At 63.0% G+C, this 23,339-nt stretch carries 20 protein-coding genes; 14 read left to right on the forward strand and 6 right to left on the reverse strand.

Annotated features, from left to right (window positions below; genetic code table 11):
• Positions 1-154: 154 nt before the first annotated feature.
• Together mutL and NKJ90_RS24735 are read right to left on the reverse strand one after the other, a co-directional pair.
• Positions 155-2,023 carry a DNA mismatch repair endonuclease MutL gene (mutL, locus tag NKJ90_RS24730; RefSeq protein WP_023762124.1) on the reverse strand — a complete coding sequence of 623 codons (1,869 nt, stop codon included), beginning with the start codon at positions 2,021-2,023 and terminating at the stop codon, positions 155-157.
• Positions 2,024-2,130: 107 nt separating this feature from the next.
• Positions 2,131-3,033: a LysR substrate-binding domain-containing protein gene (locus NKJ90_RS24735; protein ID WP_352487079.1), complete on the reverse strand. Its 903-nt coding sequence runs from the start codon at positions 3,031-3,033 to the stop codon at positions 2,131-2,133.
• A 92-nt stretch (positions 3,034-3,125) separates the two neighbouring features.
• Here NKJ90_RS24735 and NKJ90_RS24740 point away from each other — a divergent pair, with 92 nt between their 5' ends.
• The 4 genes from NKJ90_RS24740 to NKJ90_RS24755 all read left to right on the forward strand — a co-directional run bounded on the left by NKJ90_RS24740 (position 3,126) and on the right by NKJ90_RS24755 (position 7,560).
• The gene (locus NKJ90_RS24740) at positions 3,126-4,676 is read left to right on the forward strand and encodes a trimethylamine methyltransferase family protein (protein ID WP_352487081.1); all 1,551 of its coding nucleotides are present in this window, start codon (positions 3,126-3,128) and stop codon (positions 4,674-4,676) included.
• Positions 4,677-4,716: 40 nt separating this feature from the next.
• Positions 4,717-6,366 carry an ABC transporter substrate-binding protein gene (locus tag NKJ90_RS24745; RefSeq protein ID WP_031261037.1) on the forward strand — a complete coding sequence of 550 codons (1,650 nt, stop codon included), beginning with the start codon at positions 4,717-4,719 and terminating at the stop codon, positions 6,364-6,366.
• A 95-nt stretch (positions 6,367-6,461) separates the two neighbouring features.
• On the forward strand, positions 6,462-6,941 hold the full coding sequence (locus tag NKJ90_RS24750; protein WP_023762129.1) for a DUF3828 domain-containing protein: 480 nt from the start codon (positions 6,462-6,464) through the stop codon (positions 6,939-6,941).
• Positions 6,942-6,945: 4 nt separating this feature from the next.
• Positions 6,946-7,560, forward strand: a complete 615-nt coding sequence (locus NKJ90_RS24755) for a YqhG/Tai3 family protein (RefSeq protein WP_023762130.1) — start codon at positions 6,946-6,948, stop codon at positions 7,558-7,560.
• An 8-nt stretch (positions 7,561-7,568) separates the two neighbouring features.
• Here the strand turns inward: NKJ90_RS24755 and queF are convergent, their stop codons facing one another.
• Positions 7,569-8,030 carry a preQ(1) synthase gene (gene queF, locus NKJ90_RS24760; RefSeq protein WP_023762131.1) on the reverse strand — a complete coding sequence of 154 codons (462 nt, stop codon included), beginning with the start codon at positions 8,028-8,030 and terminating at the stop codon, positions 7,569-7,571.
• Between the two features lie 97 nt (positions 8,031-8,127).
• Between queF and NKJ90_RS24765 the strand changes: the two genes are divergently transcribed.
• Positions 8,128-10,173 (forward strand): oxidoreductase, encoded by a 2,046-nt coding sequence (locus NKJ90_RS24765; RefSeq protein WP_352487083.1) that lies wholly within the window; start codon positions 8,128-8,130, stop codon positions 10,171-10,173.
• Positions 10,174-10,306: 133 nt separating this feature from the next.
• Here NKJ90_RS24765 and NKJ90_RS24770 read toward each other — a convergent pair whose 3' ends face one another.
• The gene (locus NKJ90_RS24770) at positions 10,307-10,714 is read right to left on the reverse strand and encodes a hypothetical protein (RefSeq protein ID WP_031261038.1); all 408 of its coding nucleotides are present in this window, start codon (positions 10,712-10,714) and stop codon (positions 10,307-10,309) included.
• Positions 10,715-10,835: 121 nt separating this feature from the next.
• On the opposite strand from NKJ90_RS24770, the gene NKJ90_RS24775 reads away from it, so the two are divergent.
• A complete protein-coding gene (locus NKJ90_RS24775) occupies positions 10,836-11,264 on the forward strand; it encodes a MarR family winged helix-turn-helix transcriptional regulator (protein WP_031261040.1) in 429 nt (142 codons plus the stop codon).
• Between the two features lie 210 nt (positions 11,265-11,474).
• Here NKJ90_RS24775 and NKJ90_RS24780 read toward each other — a convergent pair whose 3' ends face one another.
• Entirely contained in the window at positions 11,475-13,541 is a 2,067-nt protein-coding gene (locus tag NKJ90_RS24780; RefSeq protein ID WP_023762135.1) for a putative bifunctional diguanylate cyclase/phosphodiesterase, read from the reverse strand.
• Between the two features lie 304 nt (positions 13,542-13,845).
• On the opposite strand from NKJ90_RS24780, the gene NKJ90_RS24785 reads away from it, so the two are divergent.
• The 5 genes from NKJ90_RS24785 to NKJ90_RS24805 all read left to right on the forward strand — a co-directional run bounded on the left by NKJ90_RS24785 (position 13,846) and on the right by NKJ90_RS24805 (position 19,375).
• Entirely contained in the window at positions 13,846-15,033 is a 1,188-nt protein-coding gene (locus NKJ90_RS24785) for a glycine C-acetyltransferase (protein WP_023762136.1), read from the forward strand.
• Positions 15,034-15,084: 51 nt separating this feature from the next.
• Complete coding sequence (gene tdh, locus NKJ90_RS24790; RefSeq protein ID WP_023762137.1) at positions 15,085-16,119, forward strand: L-threonine 3-dehydrogenase; 1,035 nt, start codon at positions 15,085-15,087, stop codon at positions 16,117-16,119.
• A gap of 109 nt (positions 16,120-16,228) precedes the next feature.
• Positions 16,229-17,812: an HD domain-containing phosphohydrolase gene (locus tag NKJ90_RS24795; RefSeq protein WP_023762138.1), complete on the forward strand. Its 1,584-nt coding sequence runs from the start codon at positions 16,229-16,231 to the stop codon at positions 17,810-17,812.
• A gap of 90 nt (positions 17,813-17,902) precedes the next feature.
• Entirely contained in the window at positions 17,903-18,175 is a 273-nt protein-coding gene (locus tag NKJ90_RS24800) for a hypothetical protein (protein ID WP_031261042.1), read from the forward strand.
• A 66-nt stretch (positions 18,176-18,241) separates the two neighbouring features.
• Complete coding sequence (locus tag NKJ90_RS24805) at positions 18,242-19,375, forward strand: substrate-binding protein (protein ID WP_023762140.1); 1,134 nt, start codon at positions 18,242-18,244, stop codon at positions 19,373-19,375.
• A gap of 94 nt (positions 19,376-19,469) precedes the next feature.
• Here NKJ90_RS24805 and NKJ90_RS24810 read toward each other — a convergent pair whose 3' ends face one another.
• Positions 19,470-19,964, reverse strand: a complete 495-nt coding sequence (locus tag NKJ90_RS24810; RefSeq protein WP_031261044.1) for a MarR family winged helix-turn-helix transcriptional regulator — start codon at positions 19,962-19,964, stop codon at positions 19,470-19,472.
• Between the two features lie 88 nt (positions 19,965-20,052).
• Between NKJ90_RS24810 and hmgA the strand changes: the two genes are divergently transcribed.
• The 3 genes from hmgA (at position 20,053) to NKJ90_RS24825 (ending at position 23,338) form a co-directional block, all read left to right on the forward strand.
• Positions 20,053-21,366, forward strand: coding sequence for a homogentisate 1,2-dioxygenase (gene hmgA, locus NKJ90_RS24815; protein WP_023762142.1), 1,314 nt, complete (start codon positions 20,053-20,055; stop codon positions 21,364-21,366).
• A gap of 11 nt (positions 21,367-21,377) precedes the next feature.
• Complete coding sequence (locus NKJ90_RS24820) at positions 21,378-22,232, forward strand: MBL fold metallo-hydrolase (protein WP_352487085.1); 855 nt, start codon at positions 21,378-21,380, stop codon at positions 22,230-22,232.
• Between the two features lie 92 nt (positions 22,233-22,324).
• Positions 22,325-23,338 (forward strand): fumarylacetoacetate hydrolase family protein, encoded by a 1,014-nt coding sequence (locus NKJ90_RS24825; protein ID WP_031261047.1) that lies wholly within the window; start codon positions 22,325-22,327, stop codon positions 23,336-23,338.
• The last annotated feature ends 1 nt before the right edge of the window (position 23,339 follow it).

Here is a 23,339-nt window from a genome sequence, read left to right on the forward strand (position 1 = left end):
TGCGATGCTGGCGATTGCCGTGCGTGAAGCCGGCGCCGCATTCGGGGCGAGCGCGGCGAACGGTTGTCTCGGCATTGCTGGGGAACACTGGCACCTACGGTCTGCTCTTTCGCCGACCAAACGCTCTTCCTGCATCGTCTTTCCCAGAACTGAACTAACGCCGCCCAAACAGCCTCTCGATATCCGCAAGCTTGAGTTCGATATAGGTCGGTCGCCCGTGGTTGCAGGTGCCGGAACCCGGCGTCGCCTCCATCTGGCGCAGCAGCGCGTTCATCTCCTCGGCCTTGAGCAGGCGGCCGGAGCGGACCGAGCCGTGGCAGGCCATGGTCGCAGCAATCTTGTCCAGCCGCTCTTTCAGCGTCTCGACCGTGTCGTTGTCGGCGATCTCGTCGGCAAGATCGCGCACCAATTGCTGGACGTTGGTTTCACCGAGCATCGACGGCGTCTCGCGCACTGCGACGGCGCCCGGGCCGAAGCGCTCGATGCCGAGGCCGAAGCGGGCCAGCGTCTCCGAATGCATCGCCAGCCGTTCGGCATCCTCTTCCGGCAGGTCGATGATTTCAGGCAGAAGCAGCATCTGCGAGGGCACGGGGCGCGAATGCAGCGCATTTTTCAGCGCCTCGTAGACCAGCCGCTCATGCGCTGCGTGCTGGTCGACGATGACGAGCGAATCCCTGGTCTGCGCGACGATGTAGTTCTCATGCACCTGGGCGCGCGCCGCACCCAGCACCGCGCCAAGCAATGTCTCGGCGGCTTCGCCCTGTCCGGCGCGCGCATCGGCGCTGGCAAGCGGACCGGCATCGAACGCAGCCTGATCATTTTCGCGCAAACCGCGATGCTCAAAGCCAGCCCCTTCGAAACCCATGTCGAGCGGCCGCTGCGGCGAACGGGCCGCATCGAAGCTGGACGTACCTGACGCGCGGTAGGCCGCGTCGTAGCTGCGGTGGCCGTTTGCCGAGCCGCCGTAGGATGCGGCACCGGGCCGGAAGGCCGCCATCATACCGGCAGCGCCCGTGGTCGCGGCACGAATGCCGGAATCGGCGAGTGCTTGCCGGATTGCTCCGACGATAAGCCCACGCACCAGGCCAGGGTCGCGGAAGCGCACATCGGCCTTCGCCGGATGGACATTGACGTCGACGATGGCCGGATCGAGCGACAGGAACAGCACCGTCACCGCATGGCGGTCGCGCGGCAAGACGTCGGCATAGGCACCGCGGATGGCGCCGGCGATCAGCTTGTCGCGCACCGGGCGGCCGTTGACATAGGCATATTGTTGCAGCGCGTTGGCGCGAGTGAAGGAGGGGATCGACACGTGACCGGTCAGATGCACGCCTTCGCGCATCGCGTTGATGGCAATCGAATTGTCGGGAAAGTCCGCGCCCATCACCTGGGCGATGCGGCGCAGACTGCCTTCCGCGCCGTCGTCGGTCGCCGGCAGTTCCAACGTCGAGCGGTCGGAACCAGCCAGCGTGAAGCGCACGGCAGGGAAGGCGATGGCGATGCGCTTGACCACGTCGCTGGTCGCCGAGCTTTCGGCACGTTCGCCCTTCATGAATTTGAGTCTGGCGGGAGTGGCAAAAAACAGGTCGCGGACCTCCACGGTGGTCCCGCGATTGGCAGCAGCCGGCCTGACGGGCAAGACGCGGCCACCCTCGATGCCGATCTCGGCGGCACTGTCGCCGGCGGCCGTGCGCGAACGGATCGACAGCCGCGACACCGAGCCGATCGACGGCAGCGCTTCGCCGCGGAAGCCGAGCGAGCGGATATCGTTGATATCCTCGGTGAGCTTGGAGGTGCAGTGGCGGGCAATCGCCAGCGCCAGCTCCGGTTCTGGAATGCCGGAGCCGTCGTCGGTGACGCGGACCAGGTTCAGCCCGCCGCCGGCCGTGACGATCTCGACCCTCCCGGCACCGGCATCGAGCGCATTCTCGACCAGTTCCTTGACCACGCTTGCCGGACGCTCGATGACTTCGCCGGCGGCGATCTGGTTGATCATCGTTTCGGAAAGTTGGCGGATGGGCATGCCGTCCACTATAGGCGGATTCGAATGCGATGAGGAAGCATTCGATGTCGGCGGAATAGCGGTGATGCTGTCCCGCCGACTTTCAAGGAACTGGGAGGCACTGTCCCTCACGCCTGCGCGGCCAGCCAGTCCCGCACCTTGCTGGCGTTGTCGCTGAGCTCGCGGTTCTTCGGCCAGACGACGTAGAAGGCCTTGCCGGTCCTCAGCACATGATCCGTCACCGGCACCAGCAGGCCTGATGCCAGCAGCCGCTCGGCAAGATGCCGCCAGCCGAGGGCAATGCCTTGCCCTTCCATCACGCCCTGGATCACCAGGCCATAGTCGTTTATGCGCAGGCCGCGCGCGGTGTCGCTTAGGCTGGCGCCCGCCGACACGAACCATTCGTCCCAACTGGCCGCCTCGCGGTACGGCTCTTCCAGATGGATGAGACGGTGCGTGGCCAGTTCCGCCACCGATTTGGGCAGGCCGAACTTTGCCGCGTAGCTGGTTCCGGCGACGGGGAAGATTTCCTCGTCCGCCAGCGGCAGCGAATGATAGTCGGGCCAATCCCGCTGCTCGCCGCCGCGCACGCCGAGAGGGATGCCTTCGGCGATGATATCGAGATCGCGGTCGGCGGTCTGGATGCGCAGGTCGATGCCCGGCAGTTCGTCTCGGAACTGCTGTAGGCGCGGCATCATCCAGAAGGAACCAAAGGCCGTCGAGGCGGCCAGCGTCACGTGGCCGCCGGTTGCCTGCAGGCGCAGATCCTCCGCCGATTTGCGGATATGCGAGAGGCCGAGCGAGACATCGGCGTGGAAGCGCTCGCCGGCCTCGGTGAGGACGACCTGGCGATGGCGGCGCTGGAACACCTTGGCGCCGAGCTGTTCTTCCAGTCCGCGCACCGCGTAGGAGACGGCAGCCTGCGTCATGCCGAGTTCGCGCCCGGCGGCGGTGAAGCTCGACAGACGCCCGGCCGCCTCGAAGACGATCAGGCTGCCGGCCGAGGGCAGGAGGTGGCGCAGGCTTCGCATAAGCTCAGCTTATACAAGAGATCAGGATTTTCCAGCGTCACATCGCCATTTTGTCCCGTTAGGCTGGTGCCAATGAGTGGAATGGAGTTGCCATGAACGCACCTGCCCCTGATGTGACCGAACACGCCAATCGTCGAAGTGGCGGCCGCTTGGGGCGCAAAGCGCTGCGCGGAGCGCCGGTAATGTCGTTTCCGACGCTGGTCCGCAAGATCCCTGTCTATCAGATGGTTCCCGATGAGGCGGTCGAGCTGATCCATGAGGAGTCGCTCTCGATCCTCGAAGAGGTGGGATGCGAATTCCGCGACGACGAGGCCATTGCGATCTGGAAGGCCGCGGGGGCAGACGTTTCGGAGACACGTGTCCGCATCGACCGCGCCTTGCTGATGGAGCTCGTGTCGAAGGTCCCGTCGGAATTCACGCTCAATGCGCGAAATCCGCAGCGCTCGGTGCGCGTGGGCGGCAACAACTCCATCTTCGTGCCGATGTACGGCGCGCCTTATGTGCGCGACCTCGACAACAACAGGCGCTACGGCACGCTCGCCGACCTCAACAATTTCCACAAGCTCGCCTACATGGCGCCGGCGCTGCATTCATCGAGCTCCATCATCTGCGAGCCGATGGAGATTGCGGTGCCGAAGCGTCACCTCCACATAATCCATTCAGCGCTGAAGCACTCCGACAAGCCGTTCATGGGCATCGTCACGTCCAAGGATCGGGCGGAAGACACGATGGCGATGGCGGGCATCGTGTTCGGCGAGGATTATGTCCGCGACAACCCGGTCCTGGTGTCAATCACCAACTGCAATTCGCCGCTTGTGTGGGACGCCACCATGCTGGACGCGATGAAGGTCTATGCGCGGAGCAACCAGCCGCTGATCCTCGCGCCCTTCGCACTGTGCGGCGCCTCGACCTCGGCCTCCGCCGTGGGCGCGGTGGCGCAGGTCAATGCGGAAGCGCTGGCGGGCGTCGCGTTCACGCAGCTGCTGCGCCCTGGGTCGCCGCAGGTCTACGGACAGTTCATGGTGACGGTGGACATGAAGACCGGCGCTCCCATGGGCGGCACGCCGGAGGCGGCCCAGATGATGTATCTGATGGGTGCGCTGGCGCGGAAATACCGGCTGCCGTGGCGCACGTCGGGTTTCCATGTCGGATCGAAGCTGAACGACGCCCAGGCGGGCTACGAGGCGAACATGCTGATGCATGCCGCCATTCTTTCTGGGGCCAATTACATCTGGCACTCCGCCGGATGGCTCGAGGCCGGCCTGACTTGCGGCTATTCGAAATTCGCGACCGACTGCGAACAGCTTGTCGGCTGGTACAAATACGCCGGCGGGCTGCCGTTCGACGATTTCAAGGAAGCGATGGCGGCGATCCGCGAAGTGGGGCCGCAGGGCCATTTCCTGGGCACCCAGCATACGCTCGAACATTTCGAGTCCGCCTTCTTCATGCCCACCATCATGGACTTCAATTCGTTCGAACAGTGGAAGGCCGAAGGGGCGAAGGACCATGACACGCGCGGCCGCGAAAAGGCACGCAACATGCTGGCGGATTATGAGGAGCCGAAGCTCGACGAAGGCATCGCCGACGGCCTGACAGACTTTATCGCGCGGCGCGAGGAGAAGCTGCCGGACAGCGTCAGCTGATGCGACGAACCAAGACCAAGGGACCAGACGGGAGGAAACAATGACCCTATTCAGGAGCAATAGCGATCACGTGCCGAGCGCCATCGAAGCAATGGCCGCCGAAGCACGCGCCGGTCGTGTCGACCGGCGCGAATTCCTGGCGCTGGCAAGCGCCTTCGGCGCGTCAACGGCGCTTGCCTACGGCATGATCGGCCTAGCCGTGCCCGATCGGGCGGTGGCGCAGGAGGCAAAGAAAGGCGGAACGCTGCGCGTTTCCATGTCGGTGAAGGGGCAGAAGGATCCGCGCACTTACGACTGGGTGGAACTGGCCAACATTTCGCGCTGCTGGCTGGAGCCGCTTGTCCGCTACACCAGGCAATTCACATTCGAGCCGGTTCTACTCGAAAGCTGGGACATCAACGACGATGCCACAGAATACGTGCTGCACGTGCGCAAGGGCATCACCTGGAACAACGGCGATGCTTTCAACGCCGATGACGTCGCCTACAATCTGACTCGCTGGTGCGAGAAAGGCGTCGCCGGCAATTCGATGGCCGCCCGCGTCGGCGCGCTGATCGACGCAAAGACCGGCAAGGCCAGGGATGGCGCGATCACCAAGGTCGACGACAACACGGTCAAGCTGAAACTCGCCGAACCCGACATTTCGCTGATCCCGAACTTCACCGACTATCCCGCGCTGGTTGTTCATCGCAACTTCGATACCGACGGCGCCGATCCGATCAAGAAGCCGATCGGCACGGGGCCGTTCGAACTGGTCTCATACGATGTCGGCCAGAAGGCGGTGGTCAAGCGCCGCGAGAACGGCAAATGGTGGGGTGGGGAAGCGCCGCTCGACAGTGTCGAATTCATCGACTACGGCACCGACTTCAACGCTTCGGTCAATGCTTTCGACTCCGGCGAGATCGACCTCAATTTCGAGACGCCCGCGGACTTCATCGACATACTCGACAAGATGGGCCTGGTGAAATCGGAGGTCGCGACGGCGACGACGCTCGTTGCCCGCACCAACATCACCCACAAGCCCTATGACGACCAGCGGGTGCGCAATGCCCTGCAAATGGCCGTCGACAACAATGCGGTTCTCGAACTTGGCTATGCCGGGCGAGGCACCCCCGGCGAAAACCATCACGTCGCCCCGATCCACCCGGAATATTACCCGCTGCCCAAGAAGACACGTGACGCCGCCGGCGCCAAGAAGCTGATGGCGGAAGCCGGGCAGGCCGACTTCGAGCATGAACTGATCACCGTCGAGGACGATTGGCAGAAGAATACGGGCGACGCGATCGCCGGCCAGCTGCGCGATGCCGGGATCAAGGTCAAGCGCACGGTGCTGCCGGGTTCGACCTTCTGGAACGACTGGACGAAATATCCCTACTCGATGACGATCTGGTACATGCGCCCGCTCGGCGTCCAGGTGCTGGCGCTGGGATATCGCACCGGCGAGGCCTGGAATGAAACGGCATATTCGAATCCCGATTTCGACGCCAAGCTCAAGCAGGCTCTCTCGCTCATCGACGTGGCGAAGCGCCGCGAAGTGATGAAGGACGTCGAACAGATCCTGCAGGATTCGGGCGTCATCGTTCAGCCGTTCTGGCAGAAGCTCTACAGCCACATGAACAAGAAGGTGAAGAACTACGGCGTCCACCAGACCTTCGAGATGGACCTGCAGAACGTCTGGCTGGATGGTTGAAACAAGCGTTGCGGGGCTTCATGAGCCGAAGAAAAGCCGATATGCAGGATACGTGGTATTGATAGGCTCAAGCCATCAAAAGCTGGAGATTCTGCATGAGACTGACAGTGCTCGTTGCCGCCCTTTCGATAGCCTTGCCGGCGGCCGCCGTCGCCGGACCGGCGTCCAACGCCGTGAAGTTCTTCTATGTTCCGGCGGTCAAATTCGAGGCCGACGAACAATACCGGGATCGGTTCACCGAGCCGGTGACGAAACTCTTCGACCTGAACGACCAGGCAACGAAAAAGAACCCGGACGAGGTCGCCTGCATCGATTTCGATCCTGGCCTGGACGCCCAGGATTTCGATCAGAAGACCGTCTCGAAGACGCTGAAACTGTCTGAGAAGCTGGATGGCGACAATGCAGAGGTTACAGCGTCCTTCAGCCTTTTCTCCGAAGGCGACGATTCCAAACGCGAAATGGTGTGGTCGCTCAAGAAGATCGAAGGCAAATGGAAGATATCGGACATTGCCTCGAAGACCAACGACTGGAAGCTCAGCGCGCTGGAATGCATGGCCGGCCAGACAGCGGAGTGATGCGATGGCCCATCGCCCGTTCCTGGCACTCTCGACCATCTGCCTGCTGGCGGTGAGTCTGAGCGGTGCCGCCGCCCAAGGTTTGTTGGGTGCGCCGCCGGCAAACACCCCGGCTGACACCGCGCCGGGCGACAGCGGGGCGCCGCCGGCAAATGCGCCCGGCGGGGCCGTGGAACCGACAACGCCGCCGGTAGGGCGGTCGCCAGCCGAGGCAGCGCCGGCAGCGCCCATCCTGCCGGGATCCCCGACCGCTGTGGTGCGGCCGTTTTACGATCAGGCTGGGCTGGAGATCGATCCGGCGCAGCGCAGCCATTTCATCGATCCGGCAAAAACCGTGCTCGACAAGAGCGACGCCTTGCGCAAATCCGGGCAGGGCGAATGCCTCGACCCCAACATGGCGCTCGACAACGCTGATTACGACAAGGCCGAGATCGCCAAGAGCCTGAAGACGCTTGAGGCGATCAGTGGCGACCAGGCCAAGGTCATCGTCGCCTTCGTCATCGCTGGCAACCCGCACCGGCTGGAGTGGAAGTTCAAGAAGGTCGACGGCGACTGGAAGATCACGGATCTGTTGTCGGTGACCGGTGAATGGGCACTCAGCCAATATCAGTGCGAATGATGAGCGAGCTAGCCGCGCCCGCGATAGGGCGCGACGCCGGTGTCAGGCAGCCAGACGCCTTCGGGCGGCGCGCCGGTCTGCCAGAACACGTCGATCGGAATGCCGCCGCGCGGATACCAGTAGCCGCCTATGCGCAACCACAAGGGCTTGGTTGCCGCCACAATACGGCGGCCGATCACGACGGTGCAGTCTTCATGGAAGGCGCCATGGTTGCGAAACGAGGTCATGAACAGCTTGAGCGACTTGGATTCCACCAGCAGCGCATCGGGCGCATAGTCGATGACGATATGGGCGAAATCCGGCTGGCCGGTGACCGGGCACAGCGAGGTGAATTCCGGGCAGGTGAAGCGCACGATCGCCGGCGGCCCATCGCCGCGCGCAAACGGCACGGTCTCCAGGACCGCCGCTTCGGGGCTCTGTGGCGTCTCGACGTGGGCGCCGAGTTGGGTGAGGGTTTTGGTGTCGATCATGAGCGGGATCCTTATCGCATGCCGGGAAATGTGGGGACGACATGCTCGAAAACGAAATTTGCCGCTCATTAGCACAATTTGAAACTCCAGGAAGACGATGAACAGCAGCGATCCGCTTCTCCAGCCTTATCAGCTCAAACATCTGACGCTGAAGAACCGGGTCATGTCGACCAGTCATGAGCCGGCCTATTCCGAAGATGGCATGCCGAAACAGCGCTACCGGCTCTACCATGCCGAAAAGGCCAAGGGCGGCATGGCGCTGACGATGACCGCCGGCTCGGCGATCGTTTCGCGCGACAGTCCGGCCGCCTTCGGCAATCTGCATGTCTATGAGGACAGGATCGTGCCGTGGCTGGCCGAACTCGCCGACGCCTGTCACGAGCACGACTGCAAGGTGATGATCCAGATCACCCATCTCGGCCGCCGCACCGGCTGGAACAAGGCTGATTGGCTGCCGGTGCTCTCGGCTTCGCCCGTGCGCGAACCGGCGCATCGCGCTTTCCCGAAGACCATCGAGGACTGGGACATTGAGCGCATCGTCGCCGACTATGCGTCAGCGGCCCAGCGCTGCCACGCCGCGGGCCTCGACGGCATCGAGTTCGAGGCCTACGGCCATCTGATGGACGGCTTCTGGTCGCCGGCCACCAACCACCGCGACGACGAATTCGGCGGCTCGTTGGACAACCGCCTACGGTTCACCAACATGGTGCTCGATGCCGTCCGTGCGGCGGTCGGCGATAAATTCGTCGTCGGCATCCGCATGGTCGCCGATGAAGATTTCGAAAAAGGCCTATCGAAGGCGGAAGGCATAGAGATTGCAAAACGGCTGGCCGGCTCCGGCAAGGTCGATTTCCTCAACATCATCCGCGGCTCGATCGAGAGCGATGCGGCACTCACCAAGGTTATCCCGGTGACTGGCATGCGCTCGTCGCCGCATCTCGATTTCGCCGGCGAGGTGAGGGCGGCGACAAAATTCCCGACCTTCCATGCGGCGCGCATTTCCGATGTCGCCACCGCGCGGCACGCCATCGCCACCGGCAAGCTCGACATGGTCGGCATGACCCGCGCCCACATCGCCGATCCGCACATTGTCAAAAAAGTGATGGAGGGCAGGGAGCACGAGATCCGCCCTTGTGTCGGCGCCACCTATTGTCTCGATCGCATCTACGAAGGCGGTGAAGCGCTGTGCGTCCACAATGCGGCGACCGGCCGTGAGGCCGACATCCCGCACATCATAGTCAAGACTGAAGGACCTAAGCGCAAAGTCGTCGTCGTCGGCGCCGGCGCCGGCGGATTGGAACTGGCGCGAGTCGCGGCAGAGAGAGGCCATCAAGTCACGATCCTGGAAGCATCGTCACAGGCCGGCGGCCAGGTTCGGCTGGCGACGCAGAACCCGCGGCGCAAGGAATTGATCGGCATCATCGACTGGCGATTGGCCGAACTCGACCGGCTCGGGGTCGAGATCCGTTACGACACCTGGGCCGAGAAAGACGACGTTCTGGCACTGTCGCCCGACATTGTGGTGGTTGCCACCGGCGGGCTGCCGCAGAACCCGCCGCTGACAGCTGGTGACAACTTGGTCACCTCGAGTTGGGACATCATGGCCGGCAGCGTCAAGGCGGCCGAAAACGTGCTGCTCTATGACGACAATGGCGGCCATCAGGGCATGGGCGCGGCCGAACTGATCGCCAATGCCGGCTCGAAACTCGAGCTTGTTTCGCCGGAGCGCTTCTTCGCACCGGAAATGGGTGGCATGAACCATGTGCCATACATGCGCGCCTTCCAGGAAAAGGGGGTCACCATCACCATCAACACCCGGCTGCGCTCGGTGAGGCGCGAGGGCAACCTGTTGGTCGCCGAACTTGGCTCGGATTTCGCCGATGGCTGGCGCGGCGAGCGCAGGGTCGACCAGGTGGTGGTCGAGCACGGCACGCTGCCGCTCGACGATCTCTATCTCTCGCTGAAGCCGCTGTCGAAGAACGGTGGCGCGATCGACTATGAGCGGCTGGTGAGTGGTGGCGACATCTTTCCCGAGCGCAATCCAGAAGCGCGCTTCGTGCTGTTCCGCATCGGCGACGCGGTCGCCTCGCGCAACATCCATGCCGCCATCTATGACGGCATCAGGTTCGGCTTGCGGATTTGAAATTCGTTATCGCGAGAATCGGTGGCGCGCGGTCGGACCTGCGTACGAGAGCCCGTGTACTTCGGTCCGACCGCGCGCCCGCACGTCATTGGCTCGTCGCCAGACAACATGCGATTCCGTGAAATTGTGCGCCTCAGACCATCCGCGCGACGGCCATGCACAGCACGGTGATAACCAGTAGACCGCCGGCGATGCGCTCGCCTCTTGTCATTTTCGCGCGCAACTGTGCTTCCGTCGCCGCATCGGTGCCGGCAAGCTGCCGGGTGGCAGAACCGACCAGCGCGCCCTGGACGCCGGCGGCAATTAGAGCCGTGGCGATGCCCAGCGCCAACACCTTCTCCATCGGGCCGAAAAGGCCTTGATGGAAGAAATACCAAAGCAGTATGCCGGTGAGGAAAACCAGGCCGGCCGCGCCCATTTGGGGCCGGAAGAACCGTTCCGCCCGGATTTCCGGATCGCGGCCGACAGCGATGGTGGTGCCGGCCCAGAACACGCCGGCCATGACATGAAGACCGAGGACGACGATGTAGACATATTGCATGACCGCATTTCCTCTTTTTTGCCCGCCGTCCGTCATAAAATTAGATATCGAATGATTAGATGTCAATGTATAAGACTGTCACCCAGTTCGCTCTACGGAGAACACCGCCTAGTGTCCGACGATGTCTCCCTTTGACCGCCCGCCAGTCGGCATGAATCTTGGCCGCACCGCCAAACTTGTCGCCCAAGCCTTCGATGCTGCTCTTGTTGAAGCGGGCGGTACGTTGCCCGTCTGGCTCACTCTGCTGTCGGTCAAATCGAGCAAGCTTGCCAATCAGCGCGAGCTTGCCGGCATGATCGGCATTCAGGGGGCGACGCTGACCCACCATCTCAATGCGATGGAGGCGCAGGGCCTGCTGATACGCCGCCGCGATCCCGTGAACCGCCGGGTTCATCTGGTCGAACTGACCGCGGCGGGAGAAGCGATGTTCGAGACCTTGCGCAAGGCTGCGTTGTCCTTTGACAAGCGGCTACGGGTCGGACTGTCCGACGAGCGGCTGGCGGAGTTCGCGCAGGTTCTGGCGGCGTTGCGGGCGAATGTCGGGGGATAGGAGGGCGGGCCCGGCTCATCGGCTCAGTCGTCGTAGCCCCGGATTGTTCCAAAAGTGTAATGGCGCAGGTTCAGAGCGGTGATCAGGTTGGTCAGCTTCGTCTTGCGTCGAAGCCGTCCTGGAACATCTCGCCCAAAAGTGCGCAGCGGTTTTGGGATAACAAAGCGCGTCGCTCGGTTCCGCTCAAGCGCGATACGCTTTGGGCGACGCCTATGCCAGGCTTCCCTGCAGCACCGTCAGCCTGGCCTTCTTCGGCATGCGGGCAGTCAGCCATTCCAGCGCCTTGTCGTGCGGCATCGGGAAGGCGATGGAGTAGCCCTGCACCTGGTCGCAGCCGATCGCCATCAGCGATTCGAGTTCGGCTTCGGTTTCGGCGCCTTCGGCGACGATGGAGATGCCGAGGCCACGGGCAAGCTCGGTGATGGCGCGCACGATCTTCGAGTTGTCGCCATTCTCATGAATGTTCTGGACGAAGCGTCGATCGATCTTCAGCCGGTCGATCTCGTTCGGATTGACATGGCTTAGCGAGGCATAACCGGTACCGAAATCATCGAGTTCCAGGTGGACGCCGGCCGCCCTGATGTGGCGCAGCTTGGCGGCGATACCCGTCTTCTCGTCGTCGAGGATAACGGATTCGACGATTTCCAGCGACAGTTTCTGTGGCGGCAGCCCGGCCTTTTCCAGCGTCTCGAAAAGAAACTCATCGAAATCGGGCTCGCGCAGTTCGGTGCCGGAAACATTGACGGCAAGCCGGCCGAAGGCAATGCCGGCGCGGTTCCATTCGGCGGCTTCGTTGATCGCTTTGGCGATGACGATACGGCCGATCTCGGGCATGAAGCCGCATTTTTCGGCGACCGGGATAAATTCGCCCGGTGGGATCATGCCGCGCTCGGCATGGTTCCAGCGCACCAGCGCCTCGATGCCGCTGATCGTGCCGTTGGTCAGCGAAACCTGCGGTTGGAAATAGACCTGGAAGGCCCGCTCCGCGATGGCGACCTTGATGTCGTGCTCGAGCTGTTTGCGATAGTCGAGCTCGCGGCGCAACTCTTCGGAGAAGAAGGAGAAGTTGCCGCCGCCCAGCTTCTTGGCGGAATAGAGCGCCAGATCGGCATGAACCAGCAGATCCTGAGCATTGTCGGCGTCGATCGGGTAGACGGCGATGCCGGCGCTGGCGCCCGGGAGAACGGTCGTGCCCTGGAAGACGATCGGCTCGTTGATATGCGCCAGGATGCGCCGCGCCAGCATGTTGATGTCTTCGGTGCCGCCGGCGCCGCCGAGGATCATGACGAACTCGTCGCCGCCCAGGCGCGCGCACAAATCCGACGCCCGGCAGGAATCGCGCATGCGCTGCGCGGTGACGACCAGCACATAGTCGCCTGCGGCATGGCCTAGCGTATCGTTGATCTGCTTGAACCGGTCGAGGTCGAGCTGGATCACAGCCAGGCGCTCCCGGCGGCGGTGTGACCCCTTGATCAGCGTGTCGAAATGATCGGTCAGGAACGTGCGGTTGTGCAGGCCGGTGAGGCCGTCATGCACCGCGATGAAGGCCATCGAATTGCGCGCGTCGATCAGCTCATGCGTCTTGCGCAGGATGGCGTTCGACATCGGCCTGAAGATGAAGAGTGCCACCAGTATGATGACGCCCAGGGTGGCGTAGAACAGCGTGCGGTGGAGAGCGAGCAGCTTCTCGGAACGCTCGTCTGCATCGGCGCTGATGCGCTGGCCAAGCGCGGCGTAGCCCGACAAGTTCGCATTGGCGACGGAGGCATCGAGATTGACGCGCTCGCCGCCGCCCTTGTAGCCGCCATTGCCGCTGAATTGAGATTCATAGGCCGAGATCAGGCGGTCGCCATTGGCGATCAGCCCGACCGAGAAATAGTCGAGGTGGAAGGGCTTGGCGAAAAGGACGCTGTCGATCGACCTCGGATCGAGCTTGGCCGGCGATTGGGGGTCGGCTCCCGTCTGCTTTAGCAGCAGATCGTAGTTGGTCTCGAACTCCCCCGTGGCCTGCTTGAGCGCGCTGACCAGCGCCGGCTGTTTGTCACGCGAAGCAGCACCGGTTGCGCCGGCCAGGAAGACGATGCGCTGCGAAAGCGTCTTTTGCGTGCTGACGATGTCGAGCAAGGTGTTGTTGTGCTGTTGGGTGGCCATCATCTGCTGCAGCAGGATGAAGGAGGCTATCACCATGGCGGCAATGATCAGCAGGGCCAGCCAGTAGCCAGCTTTGATCAGCAGTATGAGTTTGCCTGAAACGGTCTGCGCCGGCTGCTGCGACATTTTCGGGGGCGGTCCTCTTCGCCAACGGATTCCTGCTGCGAAGACTGGCCTGCAAACATTAACAGGTCTGGAAATCCACAGCCGTCCGGCAAGGTTGGGACGTGGAAAGATCGCGAAATGGTTATCGGCCCGTTTAGCGTCATGCCGGCATTCGAGCGGTCACCGGCCAACACCATTTGTTGTAGTGTCGCTTTTGTGATCATCGGGGCCACATCGGGTCGCTTGCCACCGATCCGGTCGTTTTTGCGATGGATTTTTAGCTCGGACGAGACGACAGTCGGCCCACATCGAACGAGGCCCAACCATGACCGCAGCATTCCTTTCCCACATCGACAACGAGCTCGCGGGGCTCAGATCGGCCGGCCTCTACAAATCCGAGCGCGTGATCTCCTCGACCCAGTCGGCTGAGATCGAGGTCGGCGGGCAGAAAGTGCTCAACTTCTGCGCCAATAACTATCTCGGCCTTGCCGATAGCGACGACCTGCGCGATGCGGCCAAGCAGGCGCTCGACCGCTATGGCTACGGCATGGCGTCGGTGCGCTTCATCTGCGGCACGCAAGAGGAGCACAAGCAGCTCGAGGCGACGATTTCATCCTTCCTCGGCCTGGAAGACACCATCCTCTATGGCTCCTGCTTCGATGCCAATGGCGGCCTGTTCGAGACGTTGCTCGGTGAAGAGGACGCGGTCATTTCCGATGCGCTGAACCACGCTTCGATCATCGACGGCGTGCGGCTGTCGAAGGCCAAACGCTTCCGCTACGCCAACAACGACATGGCCGATCTGGAGGTGCGCCTGAAGGAAGCCAGGGACTGCCGCTTCCGGCTGATCGCCACCGACGGTGTGTTCTCGATGGATGGCATCATCGCCAATCTCAGGGGTGTCTGCGACCTTGCCGAAAGATACGACGCCATGGTGATGGTTGACGACAGCCATGCGGTCGGCTTCGTCGGCCAGAACGGCCGCGGCTCGCCCGAGCATTGTGGCGTCGAGGGCAGGGTCGACATCATTACCGGGACGCTCGGCAAGGCGCTCGGCGGTGCATCCGGCGGCTACACCTCTGGCAAGAGGCAGGTGGTCGATTGGCTGCGCCAGCGCTCGCGGCCCTATCTTTTTTCCAACACGCTGATGCCGGCGATCGCCGGCGCTTCGATCAAGGTGTTCGACCTGATCCGCAATGGCGATGCCTTGCGCGAGCACCTCTATGCCAATGCGACGCGGTTCCGGTCGCAGATGGGCAAGCTCGGTTTCACGCTGGCCGGCGCCGACCATCCGATCATTCCAGTGATGCTGGGCGATGCGACGCTGGCGCAGGAGATGGCGGCTCGCATGCTGAAGCGTGGCATCTACGTCATCGGTTTTTCCTTCCCGGTGGTGCCGAAGGGCCAGGCGCGCATCCGCACCCAGATGTCGGCGGCGCATTCCGCCGCGGACATCGACCGTGCGGTTGAGGCATTCGAAGCGGTCGGCAAGGAATTGGGCGTGATTTCCTGAAAGGCCGCAATCGAAAGCCATTCCGGATCAAGAGATTCAAGGGACAAAAGCATGTCGAACATGATGAAGGCGCTGGTGAAGGCCAAGGCCGAGCCGGGCATCTGGATGGAAGAGGTGCCGGTGCCGGAAATCGGCCCTAACGACGTGCTGATCAAGATCCGCAAGACGGCAATCTGCGGCACCGACGTCCATATCTACAATTGGGATCAGTGGGCGCAGAAGACGGTGCCGGTGCCGATGGTCACCGGCCATGAATTTGTCGGCACCGTCGCCGATTTCGGCGCCGCTGTCACCGAATACAAGGTCGGCCAGCGCGTGTCGGGCGAGGGTCATATCGTCTGCGGCCATTGCCGCAACTGCCGTGCCGGGCGAGGGCATCTCTGCCGCAACACGCTCGGCGTCGGCGTCAACCGTCCGGGCGCCTTTGGCGAGTATCTGGCGATTCCGCAGCACAATGTCGTGCCGATCCCCGACGATGTGCCGGACGAGATCGCCGCGATCTTCGATCCCCTGGGCAATGCCGTCCACACGGCATTGTCCTTTGACTTGGTCGGCGAGGACGTACTGGTCACCGGGGCCGGACCGATCGGCATCATGGGCGCGCTCGTCGCGCAATGCGTCGGCGCACGAAAGGTGGTGATCACCGACATCAACCCTGTGCGGCTGGCGCTGGCGAAAAAGCTCGGCGTCCAGCATGTCGTCGACGCCTCGCAGGAAAAGCTGCGTGACGTCATGCCGGCGCTCGGCATGACCGAGGGTTTTGACGTCGGCCTCGAAATGTCGGGCGCCGCCCCCGCCTTCCGCGACATGATCGACACCATGAACAATGGCGGCAAGATTGCCATCCTGGGCATTGCGCCCACCGGTTTCGAGATCGACTGGAACAAGGTCATCTTCAAGATGCTGCATCTGAAAGGCATCTACGGCCGCGAGATGTTCGAAACCTGGTACAAGATGATCGCGCTCGTGCAGGGGCCGCTGGATGTCTCCGGCTTGATCACGCACCGCATAGGCATCGACGACTTTCAGGCCGGCTTCGATGCCATGCGCAGCGGCAGTTCCGGCAAGGTGGTGATGGACTGGTAGGCGTTGGCGCCGAGGATCTGAAACCAGCCAGCCGGCTGACGGCGTGCGTGGGATTTTCCGCTAGGTATTGACGGCCCGCGGGACTAGCATGCCCATTGGGAGGTGGGCGATGACAAACGTCTCGATCCGCCGGGCGGACTTCATGATGGTCCTCGCCTATGCTTCGGACCTCGCAACCGGTCATTCTCGCGACTTCGCGCTGAAATCCTGCGTGCTTGCGATGCGGATCGCAGATCGTGCGGGCGTTTCCGAGCAGGTTCGGCGCAATGCCTACCATCAGTCGATGCTTCGCTATGTTGGCTGCAACGCGGATACCGATCTTCTGTCGGCAACCTTCGGCGACGAAATCGCGCTCCGCCAGGACCTTGTCGGTCTCGACATGGGCAATCGTGCGGAACTGGGCAGGGTCTTCGTACAGGCCTTCAAGCGGTTCTATTACGATCTCCAGCCTGACGCGCAGGCCAAGGCGGTCGAGGCCGCCATGTCGCAGGCACTTGCGGTGGCCCGCCCGGTGCTGATCGCGCATTGCGAGGTCGCGCAGCGTATCGGCGAGCGGCTTGGCTTGTCCGGGGAGATGGGCCGTAATCTTGGACAGATCTACGAACGCTGGGACGGCAAGGGTCTGCCACGTGGACTGAGCGGCGAGGAGGTGCTGCCGGCCGTCCAATTGATCACTCTGGCGCAGGATGTCATTGCGCTTAGCGATGCCGTCGGGATCGTGGAAATGGCCGAAACTGTCGCCAGCCGCGGCGACGGCCCTTACGCAGCTCATCTGGCCCGGCTTGTCGCGGCAAACGCTGCGGTGCTGATGGAAGGCATCGGCGTGACGGTCGACCGCGAGACGATTTTAGCGCTGGAGCCCGATCCGCCGGTGTCGCTCGATGAGGCGGACTGCGACGAGGCATTTCTCGCCATCGCCGACATGATCGACATGCGCATGCCGTTCACACAAGGCCATTCGCGGATGGTGGCGGAACTGGCTGAGGGAGCGGGGAGACAGATGGGGCTGCCCGCCGCCGACGTCCGTGCGCTGCGCTGGGCGGGCTGCATCCACGACATTGGCGAACTTGTCGTGCCGGTGGCGACCTGGATGCGCAATGGTCCGCTGTCGGTCCGCGAGCGCGACGCAGCCCAACTGCACGCCTATTACGGCGAGCGTGCGCTGGCCTCGTTCGGCCGCGAGGGCGAGGCAATGGCCTCACTCGTCCTGCGCCATCACGAACGCCTGGACGGCTCTGGCTATCACCGCAAGGTCGGTGGTTCCGACCTGTCCCCGGCGGCGAGAATCCTGGCCGCTGCCGAAGCGTTCCAAACGTCGCGGGAGGAACGTCCTCACCGCAGGGCACTGTCCAGCGACGCCGCGGCGACGCAGTTGCGCGCTGCCGTTCGTGAGGGCAGTATCTGCCCCGACGCCGCCGAGGCCGTGCTGTCCTTCGCCGGCCAGCGGTCACGCCGGGCGCCGCATCGGCCGCTGGCTGGAATGACGCCACGTGAGATCGAGGTGTTGCGCCTGATCGCCGCCGGCCTCACCGCCAAGGAAGCGGGGCGGAACCTGGATATCTCGCCCAAGACCGCGGATCACCATATCCAGAACGTCTATGCCAAGATCGGTGTGACCACCCGCGCCGCCGCGGCACTCTATGCGGTCGAGCACGGCCTTGTCCGGCCGGGCGAGACGAAGTCATCGGCATAGGGAATCCTCCCCATGTGCACCTGCTCCGAGGCGCGCATCGTGATCCTGTCGACGGACCAATGGTGGCCGCGACCGACAGGAGGAAATCAGATGCTTCTCGCAACGACCAAGGTGGCGGACGTCGACCGCTTCATCCATATCTTTTCGACCAAGGGCGCCGACAAGCGCCGGCTGCACGGTTCGAACGGCGCGACCGTGTTCCGCGACCCCAGCGAGTCCGACCGCGTCTGGGCAATCTTCGACTGGGATGCCGAGGGTTGGAAGAACTTCGTATCGGATCCCGAAGTGCCGGCAATCCTGCAGGAGGCCGGCCACGTGGGCAAGCCGCAAGCGGCGATGCTGCTCGGCCACTATGAGGCCTGACGTGCCTTTCGCGCCGCCTGCTACCGGCGGCGCGCACCCACGAACCCCAGAGATCGGAGACATGAGATGCACCAGAAACCCATCAAGATCGGCCTTATCGCCGAACTCACCGGCCCGTTGTCCTTCATGGGCATAGCCAACGCAAACCTCACGACCATGCTCGTCGATGACATCAACGCCAAGGGCGGCTTGCTGGGCCGGCCGGTGAAAGTCATCATCGAGGACGGCAAGACCACCGACAGCGTTGCCAAGGCAAGGACCGCGAAACTGATAGATGTCGACAAAGTCGATCTGGTCGTCGGAGGCATCTACAGTTCGACCCGCCAAGCCATCAAGAGCGAGGCGGTCGCGCGCGGCAGGACGCTCTACATCTACACCGAGCAATACGAGGGGCAGGAAAGCGATCCCCTGATCTTCTGCACGGGCCCGGTGCCCGCGCAGCAGGTCGAGCCGCTGATCCCATGGTTCATGAAGAGCACCGGGGCGAAGAAGTTCTATCTACCTTCGGCCGACTACATCTGGCCCCATCTGTTGAACAAGGCCGCGAGCCGGGTGGTTCGCGCCAATGGCGGCGAGATCGTCGGTGAGGAGTATTTTCCGCTCGATACCGTCGATTTCCGGCAGACGGTGCAGCAGATCATGGCGAGCGGCGCCGAAGTGGTCTTCAACACCCTGGTTCCGCCGGGCTTGACGCCGTTTCTCGACGAGCTGCACAAGGCTGGTTTCGGCAAGCGAGGCGGCAAGTTCATCTGCACCTATTTCGACGAGAACTTCTTCAATCTCGTGCCGTCCGAGCAGATCGAAGGCCTCTACAGTTGCCTCGATTACTATCAGGAACTCGAGGATCCGTTTGGCCGGGCGCTCTTGCGGCGCTACCAGGACCGATTCCCCGGCAGCGCGATGTTGACCGCGGGCAGCGGCTGCACCGGCCACTACCGGGCGATCAAAATGTGGGAAGCGGCGGTGAACGAAGCCGGCTCGGTCGAGCGCGACGCGGTTATCCGGGCGCTCGACCACGCCCGGATCAGCGAGGGACCGGGTGGCCCGGCCGAAATGGTCCCCGGCCAGCACCATGTTCGCATGAACATGTACATTGCGCAGGCACAGAGCGGTCGCTTCCGGATCGTGAAGAACCTTGGACCGATCGATCCCAACGAACGGATGCTTGCCGGCGAAAGCCAAGTCATCGGCGCCGACTGAATCCGCGGCGTCGATCAATGTTGCTCCAAGTGGCGAGGGCGAGTAGATGCCGCCCTCGCCATCCAACCGGGCCAACAAGGGCTGTTCCTTGCGCCTATTCGATGTCATTCCGCAACTGGCCCTGGGTTGACGCCAGGGCGGCCTCCAGCGCGGCCAATCCGTTCGAGATCGCCGCACGCTCGCTTGCGCTAGGTTTGTCCAGCAATTCCCGCTCGAACGCCTTCGCAAGCGGCACCATTTCGCGATAGGCGGCAAGGCCGGCCTTGGTCAGCGCCAGATGTTCGACGCGGCGGTCATTCTCGTCAGCGGATCGGGTAAGCCAGTGTCGCCGTTCGAGTTCAGCCACGGCGCGCGATACCTTGGTCTTGTGCATGGCCGATTGGTTACCGAGTTCAGTCGCGGTCATCGTTCCATGCTGCCCAAGCCCGGAAAGGGTACGCCATTCCGGCCGCGTCAGGCCGTGACTGTCCTTGTATATTCGGGAAAATTCGCGGCTGACGGCGTCGGCAAGCCGGTAGAGCCGGTAGGGCAGGAAATTTTCCAGATTGAGAATTTCAGGCGCGTCGGACGCTTCGCTCTTGATCGCCATTTTTTCAAAGCCGCCATTGATGGTTACATTTTCGATGGTTACAAATGAAACCAGTTTGGTCAATTGAGATCCATTCCGGGAGGAAGCAATGGCCTTTTCCTATATGCCGGGTTTCGGCAACGACTTCGAAACCGAGACGCTGCCTGGCTCGTTGCCGCAAGGACGTAACTCGCCGCAGCGGCCGGCCTATGGCCTTTACGCCGAGCAGCTTTCAGGCTCGCCCTTCACCGCCCCGCGCGGCACCAATGAGCGCTCGTGGCTCTACCGCATTCGGCCGAGCGTCAAGCACACCGGCCGCTTCAAACCGGCGAGCTATCCCTTGTGGAAGAGCGCGCCCAATGTCGGCGATCACGAACTGGCGCTCGGCCAATACCGCTGGAATCCGGTGCCGATGCCGAAAGAGCCCACCGATTTCATTGCCGGCATGCGTAGCATCACCACTGCGGGCGATGTGCTGGGACAGACCGGCATGGCAGCGCATGTCTACGTCGCCAACCGCTCGATGGCGGACGATCATTTCTTCAACGCGGACGGGGAGTTGCTGGTCGTGCCGCAAGTCGGTGCCTTGCGCTTCGTCACCGAGATGGGCGTCATCGAGCTGCGGCCCGGCGAGATCGCAGTGCTGCCGCGTGGGCTGGTCTTCAAGGTCGAGCTGGTCGATGCCGAAGTGCGCGGCTATGTCTGCGAGAATTACGGCGCCAAGCTGACGCTGCCGGATCGTGGTCCGATCGGTGCCAACTGCCTGGCCAATCCGCGCGATTTCAAGACACCTTGCGCCTGGTTCGAGGAGAAGGAAACGCCGTGCCGGCTAGTCGTCAAATGGTGCGGCAATTTCCATGTCACCGAGATCGGTCACTCGCCGCTGGATGTCGTCGCCTGGCACGGCAACTACGCGCCCTACAAATATGATCTGGCAACCTTTTCGCCCGTCGGCGCGCTGCTGTTCGACCATCCCGACCCGTCGATCTTCACCGTGCTGACCGCGCCGAGCGGCGAGGAGGGCACCGCCAACATCGACTTCGTCATCTTCCCGCCGCGCTGGCTGGTTGCCGAAGATACGTTCCGGCCGCCCTGGTATCACCGCAACATCATGAGCGAGTTCATGGGGCTGATCCACGGTCAATACGACGCCAAGGAAGAGGGTTTTGTGCCCGGCGGCATCAGCTTGCACAATCTTATGCTGGCCCATGGACCGGATGCGCCTGGCTTCGAAAAGGCCTCGCGCGCGGGCCTGAAGCCGGTCAAGCTCGACAACACCATGGCCTTCATGTTCGAGACCCGCTTTCCGCAGATGCTGACCCGCTACGGCGCCGAACTGGAAACCCGGCAGGACAATTACATCGACTGCTGGTCCGACCTGAAGAAGCGCTTTAACGGCACGCCGGAGGGCGACTGGTCTTGAGCACTGAGCCAATGGCGGACCGACTGGTGCTTTTGGGCTCGAAGGGTGGTCCGGCATTGCGGCCGGGCGGACCGTGGCCGAGTTCGTCGCTGCTGCAGATCGGCGGCCGCAGCATCGTCGTCGACTGCGGTCTCGGCGTCACGCGCGGTCTGGTCGATGCCGGCATCAGCCTGAAGGCGCTCGACCTGGTCTTCATCACTCATCTGCATTCCGACCATGTGTTGGAACTGGGACCGCTGATCCACACCGCCTGGACGGCGGGGCTGGCGACACCCGTCGACGTGTTCGGCCCGCCCGGCACGGGCCACTACTGGCGGCGCTTTTGTCAGTCGTTGGAGTTCGACATCGAGATCCGCATCGTCGACGAGGGCCGGCCGGACATTCGCGAACTGGTTTCGATCGTTGAGTTCGGCGAAGGCCATGTGGCCGAGCAGGGTGGCTTGAAGATCTCGGCGCTGCGCGTCGAGCATCCTCCGGTGACCGACTGTTTTGCCCTGCGCTTCGAGCATGGCGGGAAAAGCGTTGTGTTCTCAGCGGATACGGCCTTTTTTCCACCGCTCGCCGATTTTGCCCGGGGGGCCGACATCCTGGTCCACGAAGCCATGCTCGAAGACGGCATCGAGCGGCTGGTGGCGAAGACCGGCAATGGCGGGCGGCTGAGAGAGCATCTGCTCGCCAGCCACAGCTTTGCCGAAGAAGCCGGGCATATCGCCCGCGATGCCGGCGTGACGAGGCTGGTGCTTAATCACCTCATTCCGGCCGACGATGCCGAGATCGGTGAGGCCGACTGGGTCGCTGCTGTCAGGAAAACATGGGCCGGCGACTTGACGATCGCCCGCGACGGCCTTGTTGTGGATCTAGCATGATCCCGAAAAGTGGGAACCGGCTTTTGGAAGAGATCCTGCGAAAGGCAAAAAAACCAAAGCGGCGCCAAAGCCGCACAGGGAGAGGAAACCGCATGAAGCTTGCCACATTGAAGGACGGGACGCGCGACGGAAAACTCGTCGTCGTCTCGCGTGACCTGACACGCTTCACCGACGCCTCGTTCCTGGCGCGCACGCTGCAGGCGGCGCTAGACGACTGGCGGCGCATCGCCCCACATCTCGCGACGATAGCGGAATCGCTGGAGAACAATGCGATGCCGTCGGAACGCTTCCACGAGCATGACGCCCATTCGCCGCTGCCGCGTGCCTATCAGTGGGCCGATGGCTCGGCCTATGTGAACCACGTCGAACTGGTTCGCAAAGCGCGCGGCGCCGAGATGCCGGCGAGCTTCTGGACCGACCCGCTGGTCTACCAGGGCGGCTCGGACTCCTTCATTCCGCCACGCGATCCGATCCGGGTAGTCGACGAAGCCTTCGGCATCGACATGGAGGGCGAAGTCGCTGTTGTCGTCGACGACGTGCCGATGGGGGCAAGCCTCGATGAAGCGCGCGCCGCGATCCGGCTGGTGATGCTGGTCAACGACGTCACGCTGCGCGCGCTGACCGGACCGGAGCTAGCCAAGGGTTTCGGCTTCTTCCAGTCAAAGCCGTCTTCGGCGTTCTCGCCTGTCGCAGTCACGCCGGACGAACTGGGTGACGCCTGGGATGGCGGCAAGGTCAGCCTGCCGCTGCTCGCCGATCTCAACGGCAAGCCGTTCGGCCGGGCCAATGCCGGCGTCGACATGACCTTCGATTTTCCGGCGCTGATCGTGCATGCTGCCAGGACAAGGCCGCTGGCCGCCGGCACCATCGTCGGCTCGGGCACCGTCTCCAACAAGCTCGACGGCGGGCCGGGCAAGCCGGTCTCGGACGGCGGCGCCGGCTATTCCTGCATCGCAGAACTGCGCATGATCGAGACCATTGTATCAGGCGAACCCAAGACGCCGTTCCTGCGCTTCGGCGACACGGTGCGCATCGAAATGAAGGACAAGACGGGTCATTCGATCTTCGGCGCCATCGAGCAGAAGGTCGAGAAATACGAGAGGTGAG

It is taken from the genome of Mesorhizobium sp. M0051 (genome assembly GCF_040323235.1).
GTDB lineage: Bacteria > Pseudomonadota > Alphaproteobacteria > Rhizobiales > Rhizobiaceae > Mesorhizobium.